The organism is Sphingomonas sp. NPDC092440 (assembly GCF_044754985.1).
Classification (GTDB): Bacteria; Pseudomonadota; Alphaproteobacteria; order Sphingomonadales; family Sphingomonadaceae; genus Sphingomonas.
Window position 1 is genome coordinate 471,724 of record NZ_JBIVQA010000001.1, and the last position, 11,798, is coordinate 483,521.

Below are 11,798 nucleotides of genomic sequence, written 5' to 3' on the forward strand. Positions count from 1 at the left end.
TTTTTACGGTTCAGTCTTAATTTACCGAGTTGTCACGCGTAAATGGGGTGCCGCGGCCGGTGGGGATGCCGGTCGTTTCGTCCATGAATTGATTGCAAGAACGTGTGGGATAGAAGGCCGGCGCGTGCACGCCGGGGTCGGGGGGATATGAAGCAGCTTTTCACGCCAATGGCGGCCCATGTGGGGAACATGGTGCGCAACCGCGCGCGTGGGCACCTGGTGCCGCGGCCTTCTGCGCGGTCCCTGCTGGCGGCGCTGAAGGAGCGGCTTCCCGATCTCGCTTCCCTCTCTGCCGGTGTTCGGCGCGGCGCGCGCACGGGCGCTCTTGCGCTGGCGGCGCTGGCGGCGAGCGTTCCCGGCACGGGCTGGGCTTCGGCCGGGTGCGACTATCTCGACGCGAACGTGCTGTCGTCGGTCACGGGCACCACGCTGACCGGTGACTTCAACACGGACCCCAATCCCTCGCTGAGCGCGCCCAATCCCTTCACCGCCGGCGCCGCCAATTTCGTCAGCGGCGACACGGTCCTCTATGCCTATGCCAACCTGAGCAATGCCCGCGCCACCGTGCGGCGCGCGCCGTCCACCGGCGGCTTCGTTACGCTCGTCAACGGCGCCACCGTCGCCGGCAACGGTTCCTATTCGGTGATTGCGGACCATACCCGCTTCTTCGTCGTGACCCAGGTCTCGACGACGGGGGCGGGCTCGGTCGATTTCCGCATGTATTGCGAGATCGCGACGACCCAGGCCGTCGCTTCGATAACGGCGACGGTTGGTAGCGGCGTCAGCGTCACGCCGGTCACGGCCGCCTATGGCTCCGGCGCCCGCAGCTACGCGGTCTCCCCGGCACTTCCGACCGGCCTGAACTTCAACACCAGCACCGGCGCCATCACCGGCACGCCCACCGCCACTTCGGCGGCGACGACCTATACGGTGACGGCGAGCTATACGGGCGGCATCGGCACGTCGTCCAAGACCTTCGCGCTGACCGTCAACCCGCCGCCGCCCACCGTCACCGCGGTCTCGCCGACCGCGGGCCCGACCGGCGGCGGCACCACGGTGACGATCACCGGCACCGGCTTCTCCATCGCGAACAGCACCGGCGCGGTGATGTTCGGCGCGAACCCCGCGACCTATACGATCGACAGCAACACGCAGATCACCGCGACCGCGCCCGCCGGCAGCGTGGGCACGGTGGACGTCACCGTCACCACGCCGGGCGGCACCAGCACGACCAGCGCGGCGGACCGCTACACTTATGTCGCCGCGCCGACGGTTAACGCAGTCTCGCCCATAGCCGGCCCGACCGGGGGCGGCACCACGGTGACGATCACCGGCACCGGCTTCGCCGCGGCGGCATCGACGGGAGCGGTGAAGTTCGGCGCCGCCATCGCGACCTATACGATCAACAGCAACACCCAGATCACCGCGACGTCGCCGGCAAATGCCGCGAGCACCTACGACGTCACCGTCACCACGCCCGGCGGCACCAGCGCAATCAGTGCCGCGGATCAGTTCACCTATGTGGCGGCGCCGACGGTCACGTCGATCTCGCCGACCGCCGGCCCGACCAGCGGCGGCACCACGGTGACGATCACCGGCACCGGCTTCTTGGCGGCCGACCCGACGGGGGCGGTGAAGTTCGGCGCGTCGATCGCGACCTATACGATCAACAGCAACACCCAGATCACCGCGACCTCGCCCGCGAGCCCGGCCGGCACCTTTGACCTCACGGTCGCCACGCCGGGCGGCACCAGCGCGACCAGCGCGGCCGATCAATACACCTATGTTGCCGCGCCGGTCGCCAGCTCGTTCACGGCGTCCGCAGTCGCCTATAACGGCACCGGGCTGACCTTCAGCATTGCCGGCCATGCGACGAACAGCCCGACCAGTTTCGCGGTGGGTTCGGCGACCACGGCCCAGGGCGGCTCGGTCTCGGTCAATGCCGCGGGGCTCGTCACCTATGACGCGCCCTCCGGGTTCCGGGGCAATGACAGCTTCACCTTCACCGCGACCAATCTGGGCGGCACGTCGGCCCCGGCGACGGTCACGGTGCCGGTGAGCAATCCGACGCTGGCATCGACCCTTGCCGGCAGCGGCACGCGCGGCGCCGCGCTGTCGGGCGTGCAGATCAACACGAGCGGCGGCAGGGCGACGTATAGCTGCTCGACGACCCTGGCGTCGGGGGCACTGCCGCTGGGCACGCAGCTCAACAGCGATTGCACCGTCACCGGCACGCCGGCGGCGAGCGGCAACTTCACCTTCACCGCCAATGTGACGGACAGCTCGCTTGGCACCGGGCCCTTCACCCAGGCGACCGGCTCGCTCACGCTGAGCATCGCGGCGCCCACGGTCACCTTGTCCCCGGCGGCCGGCGCGCTGCCGGGCGCCACGGTCGGCACCGGCTATTCGCAGAGCTTCACCGGCGGCGGCGGCACGCCGGGCTACACCTTCGCCGTCACCGGCGGCGCATTGCCGACGGGCCTGACGCTGAGCCCGGCCGGCGCCCTCACCGGCACCCCGACTGCCACCGGCCCGTCCAATTTCGACGTCACGGTCACCGACGGCTCGTCGGTCGGCAGCGGCGGCCCCTATACCAGGATGCAGTCCTACAGCATCAGCGTGGTCTCGGGTGGGCAGACGATCAGCTTTGCGGCGCTGCCCAATGCCTCGCTCTCGGCTTCGCCGCTGACGCTGACGGCCACCGCGACCTCGGGCCTGACGGTCGCCTTCGCCTCGACCACCACGAGCGTCTGCACCGTCTCGGGCACCACGCTCACGCTCCTCCAGACCGGCTCATGCTCGATCACGGCGAGCCAGGCGGGCGACACCAACTGGACCGCGGCGAGCGACGTTTCGCACAGCTTCACCGTGACTCCGGCCAATCTGGTGCTCGCCACCGGCTCCGCTTCGGGCCTGATCGTCGGCGGGAGCTACAGCCAGGCCAATACGGCCTCGGGCGGCCTCACGCCCTATACCTACAGCCTGAATGCGGGCGCCTTCGTGCCGGGCACGACGCTCGGCTCCGACGGCACCGTCAGCGGCAGCCCGACGGTCGCGGGATCGTTCAGCTACCAGATCAAGGTGACCGACGGCCAGGGCACGCCGGTCACCACGATCGGCTCGATCGTCACGGTCATGATCGCCAAGGGCAACCAGGCGATCACCTTCGCCTCGACCGCGCCGACCGGCGCAACCGTGGGCGGCGCGACCTATGCCGTGAGCGCGACGACGAACGGGTCGCTCGTCGTGGCCTTCAGCTCGGCGACGCCGGCGGTCTGCACGGTCAGCGGCAACACCGTGTCGATGGTCGGCACGGGCACCTGCACGATCAACGCCGACCAGGCGGGCGATACCAACTGGAACCCGGCGGCGCAGGTGCAGCAGAGCTTCACCGTCGGCGCGGCGGGCGCAGTCACTGCCTCGCTCAGCTTCTCCTCGGCCTCGCTTGGCGTCGGATCGACGGGAACGCTGACGATCACGCTCACCAATCCCAACAGCTCGGCCACGCCGAGCATCTCGCCGCTGCTCGGCGGCACCGCGCTGCTCAGCCGCGTGAGCGGTGCGCCGGGCGGGAGCTGTGGCGCCAGCGGAGCGGATTCGGGCGCCAACTACCAGTTCAACCCCTTCTCCGTCGCACCGGGCACCTGCACGGTCACGCTCAGCTACACCGGCATCACCCCGGGTTCGGCCTCGGGCTTTGTGCTCGCGGCATTCACGCCCAGCGGCTATCCGACCACCGGCGCGACCAATAGCGCAAGCATCGCCGTCGTCCCGACGGTGACCGGCGTCTCGCCGCCTTCGGGCCCGGTCAGCCAGGTGGTGACCGTCAGCGGCACCGGCTTCAGCACCACGCCGGGCAACAACACCGTGACCTTCGGTTCGGCGGGCAACGGCACGGTAACCGCGGCAAGCCCGACCTCGCTCACCGTCACCACGCCGGGGACCGGCTCGGGCGCGGTCAACCTGACGGTCACCGTCAACGGCCAGACCAGCACGAATTCCGTGGCCTATACCTTCATCGACAAGCCGATCGCGGCGAACAAGCCGGGCGTCGTGATACCCTATGGCAGCACCGGCACGCCGATCGACCTGTCCGGCTCGATCACCGGCGGTCCGCACAGCAGCATCGCGATCGGCACGGCGGCTTCGCACGGCACGACCAGCATTGCGGGCGACGTGGTGACCTATACGCCGACGGCCGGCTATTTCGGCACGGACAGCTTCACCTATACGGCGACCGGCGCCGGCGGCACTTCGAACGTCGCGACGGTGAGCCTGACGGTGGCAACTCCGACGGCACCGACGGTCGCCGACAAGAATGCCCCGATTCCCTATAACAGCACCGGCACGGCCATCGATCTCGCGCCGTCGATCAGCGGCGTCTATTCGACGATCGCGGTCGCCACCGGGCCGCAGCACGGCACGGTGACCATCGCGGGTGCCGTGGTGACCTATACGCCGACCACCAACTATTATGGCGCGGACAGCTTCACCTATACGGCGACCGGCCCGGGCGGCACTTCGGCGCTGGCGACGGTGACCCTGGCGGTGGCGACGCCGCCGGCACCGGTCGCGGCGAACAAGAGCGGCGTCGGCGTGCCCTATGCGAGCACCGGCACGGCGATCGACTTGTCGGCTTCGGTCACGGGCGTCCATTCGAGCATCGCGATCGGCACGGCGCCGGCGCATGGCACGGTGACGATCGCGGGTGACGTGGTGACCTATACGCCGAACCCGGCGACCTATTATGGCGCCGACAGCTTCACCTATACGGCGACCGGCCCCGGCGGCACCTCGGCCCCGGCGACGGTGAGCCTCACGGTGGCGACGCCGGCGGCACCGACCGTGACGGACAAGAACGGCGTGGCGGTGCCCTATGCGAGCACCGGCACGGCGATCGACTTGTCGGCCTCGGTCACGGGCGTCCATTCGAGCATCGCGATCGGCACGGCACCGGCGCATGGCACCGTGACCATCGCAGGCGATGTGGTGACCTATACGCCGGCGGCGACCTATTACGGCGCGGACAGCTTCACCTTCACGGCGACCGGCCCCGGCGGCACTTCGGCCCCGGCGACGGTGACTCTGACGGTGGCGACGCCCGCCGCGCCGGTCGCGGCGAACAAGAGCGGCGTGGCGGTGCCCTATGCGAGCACCGGCACGGCGATCGACCTGTCGGCCTCGGTCACGGGCGTCCATTCGAGCATCGCGGTTGCGACCGGTCCGGCACACGGCACGGTGAGCGTCGCGGGCGATGTGGTGACCTATACGCCGAACCCGGCGACCTATTACGGCGCGGACAGCTTCACCTATACGGCGACCGGCCCCGGCGGCACTTCGGCCCCGGCGACGGTGAGCCTGACGGTGGCGACGCCCGCCGCGCCGGTCGCGGCGAACAAGAGCGGCGTGGCGGTGCCCTATGCGAGTACCGGCACGGCGATCGACTTGTCGGCTTCGGTCACGGGCGTCCATTCGAGCATCGCGATCGGCACGGCGCCGGCGCACGGCACGGTGACGATCGCGGGTGACGTGGTGACCTATACGCCGAACCCGGCGACCTATTACGGCGCGGACAGCTTCACCTATACGGCGACCGGCCCCGGCGGCACCTCGGCCCCGGCGACGGTGAGCCTGACGGTGGCGACGCCGCCGGCACCGACCGTCGCCAACAAGAGCGGCGTGGCGGTGCCCTATGCGAGCACGGGCACGGCGATCGACTTGTCGGCTTCGGTCACGGGCGTCCATTCGAGCATCGCGATCGGCACGGCACCGGCGCATGGCACGGTGACGATCGCGGGCGATGTGGTGACCTATACGCCGAACCCGGCGACCTATTACGGCGCGGACAGCTTCACCTTCACGGCAACTGGTCCGGGCGGCACCTCGGCGCCGGCGACGGTGAGCCTGACTGTGGCGACGCCCGCCGCGCCGACCGCCGCCAACAAGAGCGGGGTGGCTATCGGCTATAACAGCAGCGGCACGCCCATCGACCTGGCACCCTCGGTTACCGGTGTGCACAGCATGCTCACGGTCGTCACGGCGCCGGCGCATGGCACGACCACGGTCAATGGCGATGTGGTCACCTATACGCCCACCAGCGGCTATTTCGGCGCGGACAGCTTCACCTATACCGTCACCGGTCCCGGCGGCACCTCCGCCGCGGCGACAGTGAGCCTGACGGTGGCGACTCCGCCGCCGCCGAATGCCGGGCCGGGGGCCTCCACAGTCGCGGGCAGCACCACGACGGCGGGGACCAGTGTCCAGATCAACCTCTCCGCGCTGGTGACGGGCGTCTATGACTCGATCCAGCTCGCCAGCCAGCCGGCGCACGGCACGGTCACGCTGAGCGGCGGTGCCGGGCCCAGCCTGACCCCGGTCGCGGCGGCGCCGACCTCGCCCTATATCGCGACCTACACGCCGGCCGCCAATTTCGCCGGCACCGACAGCTTCACCTATGTGGCGGTCGGTCCGGGTGGCGCCTCGGCACCGGGCACGGTGACGATCACCGTGGTCGGCCAGGTGCCGGTCGCGGCACCCAAGACCGCGACGGCGGGCGACGGCCAGATGGTGTCGGTGATGCTCACCGACGGGGCAGCGCGCGGGCCGTTCACCGGTGCGAACGTGGTGAGCATATCGCCGGCCAATTCGGCCACCACCGCGATCGTGGCGGCCGGCAACGGCGCGTACCGCCTCGACGTGACGCCGAACAATCGCTTCGGCGGGCAGATCGTGGTCGCCTATACGTTGAGCAACGTCTTCGGCGCCTCGGCTCCGTCGACGGTCACGCTCACTGTCCAGGCGCGTCCGGATCCGCGCAACGATCCGGATATCGCCGCGATCAGCGACGCACAGGCCGAGACGACCCGCCGCTTCGCCCGGGCGCAGGTGTCCAATTTCATGCGGCGCGCCGAGCAGCTCCATAATGGCGGCGGCAGCGCCGGCCTTGCGATGGGCGTGACGCTGGCTTCGCGCGACGGTTCGGCGCCGATGCAGCGCCCCGACGACAAGAATTGGGGCCTGGCAATCACCGAGCGGATGCGCGTCTCGGGTGAGGATCCGGCGATCGGCCGGGTCGTCAATAATCCGCAATCGCCGCTCTCGCGCGGCGATCAGCTGGGCTCCGGCCGGACGATGGCCGGCACGGGCGGTGGCGGTGTCGGTGGCGCGGATGGCGACGAGCGCGCCGCACCTGGCAAGGGCGCCGTGGACGAGGACGGCAACCGCCGGATCGGTTCGCTCGCCATCTGGGCGGGCGGCGCGATCGACATCGGCACGCGCGACAGGCGCACCGATCGCAGCAAGATCACCGCCACCACCGCGGGGCTCAGCGCCGGTGCCGACATCAAGCTCTCCGAGAGCGTGCTGGTCGGCCTGGGCGGCGGCTATGGCAATGATCTGAGCCGGATCGGCACTGCGGCCCAGGTGCGCGGCACGAGCACGATCTATGCTGCCTATGCGAGCGTCCAGCCCGCCAGCGGCACCTTCATCGACGGCATGATCGGCCGCGGCCAGCTCGACTTCACCACCCGGCGCATTGCCCAGGCGGTGAATGCGACGGCGCGCGGCAGCCGCGACGGAAGCTACACCATCGCGGCGATCTCGCTCGGGATCGATCGGGCGGAAGGGCCGCTGCAATGGTCGATCTATGGCCGCGGCGAGTATATGGACGCGGATCTCGATGCCTATGCGGAGAGCGGCGCCGGGCGCTACAATCTGCGCTTCGATGCCCGTCAGGTCCGCTCCATCACCGGCACGATCGGCGGCCGCCTGCAATATCGCCAGAAGACGGACTTCGGTTCGATCACGCCCCGCCTGCGCGTGGAGTGGAACCACGAGTTTGCCAATGTCGATGCGCAGTGGCTCGACTATGCCGACATCCCGGGTGCCGCGATCTATGCGCTGGCGGGCAATGGCTGGCGGCGCGAACAGCTCCAGCTGAGCTTCGGCACCCGCTTCGATATCCTCTCGAGCGGCTGGTCGTTCGACTTCGAGACCGGGTTGCGCGCGGCCCAGGGCGAGAAGGCCGGCACGTTGCAGCTCCGCCTGTCGAAGCGCTGGTAGGGAAAGGAGCCCGGGCCGGCCGGCGTCGCCCCGGGCATGTTCGCCGATCGCTGCCCAAGGATGCCGGGACGCGGGAGACGTTCCCTGCGTCCCGGCTCAGGGGCAGGACTTCATCGACGGGCACCGTCATCCGCCGCGAAGGCGGGGACCCGGCTCCCGGAGGTGCGGCAAGCTTCACCCGCCTGTTTGCAGAGAACAGACGGGATGGGTCCCCGCTTTCGTGCGGATGACGGGGTTTGCTGATCGAGGCGTGACCCTAGGCCCGCAACCGGGCGAGCGCGTCGGCCAGCTGGGCTTCGCGATAGGGTTTCTCGATCATCGGCACGTTCGTGCCGAACCCCTCCGGTGGTGCGCCATAGCCGCTGGCGAAGGCGAAGGGCACGCCGCGTGCGCGCAATGCCGCTGCAATCGGCGTGCTGCGCTCGCCGCCAAGGTTGATGTCGAGGATCGCGACGTCGAAGCCGCCAGCTTCGGCGAGCGCCATCCCGTCGGCCAGCCTGCTCGCGGGGCCGATGGTCTCGCACCCCAGCGCCTCGAGCAGATCCTCGAGATACATGGCGACCACCGGCTCGTCCTCGACGACGAGCACGCGCAGCCCCAGCAGCCCGCTCACGCGGCACCTTCGGGCAGCGGCGCGTCGACGACGCAGACCAGGCCGCCGGGGCGGAACTCGATGTGCACCGTGCCGCCGAGCTCGGCGGCGAGGCCGCGCTCGATCATCCGGGTGCCGAAGCCGCGCCGTACCGGCGCCACGACCGGCGGGCCGCCCGCTTCCTCCCAGCGCAGCCCGAGCCTGGCCGGAGTGCCGTCCCCTTCCTCGCGCCGCCAGTGAATCGTGATCCGCCCCTCCGACCGTGAGAGGGCGCCATGCTTCACGGCATTGGTCGCCAGTTCATGGATGGCCAGCGCGAGGCTGATCGCCGTCTTGGGCTGGATCGGCAGGTCCGGCCCATCGAGCGCGAAGCGGCTCGGCTCGCCATGCGGGCGCAGGGCATCCTCGATGATCCGGCGCAGCGAGACCGGCCCCCAATGCTCGCGCGTCAGCAGATTGTGCGCCTCGGAAAGTGCGGCCAGCCGGCCTTCGAATGCGGCACGGGCCTGGTGCGGCGGCACGTCGTCCTTGAAGCTCTGCTGGGCGATGCCCTGGACGATCGCCAGCGTGTTCTTCACGCGGTGGTTGAGCTCGTCGACCAGCAGGCGGAGATGCGCCTCGGCGCGCTTCGCCTCGGTCATGTCGCGCCCGATGGCGTGCAGCGCCACCGGGCGGCCCTGGGCGTCGAGGTTGAGCCGCGAATTGACTTCCCAGATCAGCTCGCGTCCGTCACGGGCGCGCAGCTTCAGCGTCAGCCGGGTCGAGCCGCCATGCTGCAGCTTGCGGTTGAACGCGTCCATGCTGATCGCGAACTGGTCCGCGTCCATGAAGTCGCGGATCGAGCGGCCAAGGATCTCGTCCTCGCGATAGCCGATCGCCTCCACCACCGCCGGGTTCACTGAGGTCACCCGATTGTCGAGCGTAGTGGTGATCAGGAAGTCGTTGGCCTGTTCGAAGATCGTGCGGAAGCGCGTCTCGCTCTCGCGCAGCTTCTGCTCGGCGCGCTTGCGATCGGTGACGTCGAACGAGACGCCGACGAAGCGGCTCGGCCGGCCGTCGTCATAGTCGATCCGGCTGCCATGGCTCTGCAGCCAGCGCTCGGCACCGTCCCCGGCGCGCAGGATGCGATAGGTGATCGCATAGGGCTCGCCCTCGGCGAAACAGCGCAACGCGGCGTCGCGCACCATGATCCGGTCGTCGGGATGCACGCGGGCGATCCATTCGTCGAAGCTGCCGCGCGCGTCGGGCCGGCGCCGCATGCCGAGCAGGTCGAAGCGGTTGGGCGACCAGGCGCCCTCCATCGTCTCCAGATCCAGCTCCCAGGTGGCCATGCCGGCCGCCTCGGTAGCGAGGCGCAACCGCTCCTCGCTCTTGCGCAGCGCGTCCTCGTCGGCGCGCCGCTGGGTGACGTCCAGCGTCACCGAAAGCACGCCGAACGGCTCGCCGGTCGGCCGGCGGATCACCGCGACCGAATTGTTCACCCAGACCACGCCGCCGTCCTGGCGGACATAGCGTTTCTCATGGGTATAGGGCGTGCCGTCCCGCACCACCTTCTCGAACAGCGGCAGGTTGCGGGCGAGGTCGTCCGGATGCGTGATCTGCTGCATCGTCATGCCGCCCATCAGCGCTTCGCGGCTCCAGCCGGCGATCTCGCAGAAGCGATCGTTGACCAGCGTGAAGCGGCCCTCGATGTCCACCTGGGCAAAGCCGGCGGTGGTCTGGCTGATGAACGCGGAAAGCTGCGCCTCGCGCTCGCGCAGCGCGAGTTCGGCGGTCTTGGCCTCGGTCACGTCATGCGCGACGCCGATAAAGCCGATATGGCGCCCCTGCGCATCCCAGCGCGGCTGCGAGGTGGAGTGGAGCCAGCGCCACGCGCCATGGACGTTGCGATAGCGCCCCTCGAGCTCGAAGGTGCCGAGGCTCGCCTCGCCGGCGACCGATTGTGCAAGGACGTGCGCGGCGTCGTCCGGGTGGATGATCCGCCGCCAGTCGAAATCGAGCGCCTCATCATAGGAGACGCCGAGGAACGCGACATAGGCGCGATTGACGAAGCTGCGCCTGCGATCCAGCCGAGTCACCCATACGGCGACGGGGGCGCTGTCCGCGATCATGCGGAACTCGTCCTCGCCCACCGGAAGCGGCTCGGCCGGCGCGTCGGTCATCGGGGCTCGATGGAAAGCATCAGCAATTTCCTAGCCTTGCGCCAAGGTAAATCAACATTTGCTACCGGCGCATCGCCAGCACCGCCCGTGCGCGCTTCAGGTGCGGCATGTCGAGCATCTCGCCGTCCAGGCCGATCGTGCCCGCGCCCGGCGACGCCGCGAAGGCCGCGACGATCCGTTCGGCGCGCTCGATCTCCGCGGGGGAGGGCGAGAAGGCGCGGTTGATCACCGGCACCTGATCGGGATGGATGGCAAGCATCCCGCGGAAACCCGCACGGCGCGCCTTGGTTGCAACCTTTTCCAGCCCGTCGAGATCGCGGAAATCGCCATGGATCGTCTCGATCGGCGTCACGGCCGCGGCGGCGGCCCCGGCCAGGGCGAGGGCGCGGAAGACCTGGTAGGGGAAATCATACTCGCCGGTCTCGTCGCGATTATGGGTGGCGCCCAGCGCGGTGGCGCTGTCCTCGGCGCCCCAGGTGAGCGCGGCGAGGCGCGGGCAGCCCGCATAATCGCCCAGGCCGAAGATGGCCGGGGCGGTTTCCGTCGCCACCACGATCGTGCGGATCCCGCCCGGGGGCAGGCCGTGCGCGGCCTCCAGCGCGGTGAGATAGTGATGGAGCAGCTCCGCCTCGGCGCGGGTCGCCTTGGGCAGCATGATCCCATCGGGTGCGCCGGGCACGATCGCGGCGAGGTCGAGCAGCGCATGCGGCGTGTCGAGCGGGTTGATCCGCACCCATTGCGGCTGCGCGCGGGCGGCGGTCTTCAGATGCTCCGCGACCAGCGCGCGGGCGGCGGGCTTGTTGGCCTCGGCCACCGCATCCTCGAGGTCGAGCAGCACCAGATCGGCTTCGCTCGCGCCTGCCTTGGCGAGCTTGCGCTCGGAATCGCCCGGCGCGAACAGCAAAGATCGGGCGGCCAGCGGGTCGGTCATGCATCCTCCTATCGTGGAGGACTAGCTATCGCGCGCGGACCGGCGGGTAAAC

General features: G+C 69.8%; 4 protein-coding genes. 1 reads left to right on the plus strand and 3 read right to left on the minus strand.

The genetic code is table 11. The features are described 5' to 3' along the window. The first annotated feature begins 147 nt into the window (after window positions 1–147). Window positions 148–8,061: an Ig-like domain-containing protein gene (locus tag ACIQCS_RS02315; protein WP_345850787.1), complete on the plus strand. Its 7,914-nt coding sequence runs from the start codon at window positions 148–150 to the stop codon at window positions 8,059–8,061. 256 nt (window positions 8,062–8,317) lie between these two features. Here the strand turns inward: ACIQCS_RS02315 and ACIQCS_RS02320 are convergent, their stop codons facing one another. From ACIQCS_RS02320 to ACIQCS_RS02330, 3 genes are all read right to left on the minus strand, one after another. Further along, window positions 8,318–8,674: a response regulator gene (locus ACIQCS_RS02320; protein ID WP_345850788.1), complete on the minus strand. Its 357-nt coding sequence runs from the start codon at window positions 8,672–8,674 to the stop codon at window positions 8,318–8,320. After that, entirely contained in the window at window positions 8,671–10,815 is a 2,145-nt protein-coding gene (locus ACIQCS_RS02325; RefSeq protein ID WP_345850790.1) for a PAS domain S-box protein, read from the minus strand. The genes ACIQCS_RS02320 and ACIQCS_RS02325 overlap by 4 nt, the downstream gene beginning before the upstream one ends. Window positions 10,816–10,876: 61 nt before the next feature. Beyond that, entirely contained in the window at window positions 10,877–11,746 is an 870-nt protein-coding gene (locus tag ACIQCS_RS02330; RefSeq protein WP_345850791.1) for a CoA ester lyase, read from the minus strand. Between the last annotated feature and the right edge of the window lie 52 nt (window positions 11,747–11,798).

Bases quoted from the DNA above. Each gene is read 5' to 3' on its own strand.
- ACIQCS_RS02315 (WP_345850787.1), top strand. From the start codon at position 148: ATGAAGCAGCTTTTCACGCCAATGGCGGCCCATGTGGGGAACATGGTG.
- ACIQCS_RS02325 (WP_345850790.1), bottom strand. From the start codon at position 10,815: ATGACCGACGCGCCGGCCGAGCCGCTTCCGGTGGGCGAGGACGAGTTC.
- ACIQCS_RS02330 (WP_345850791.1), bottom strand. From the start codon at position 11,746: ATGACCGACCCGCTGGCCGCCCGATCTTTGCTGTTCGCGCCGGGCGAT.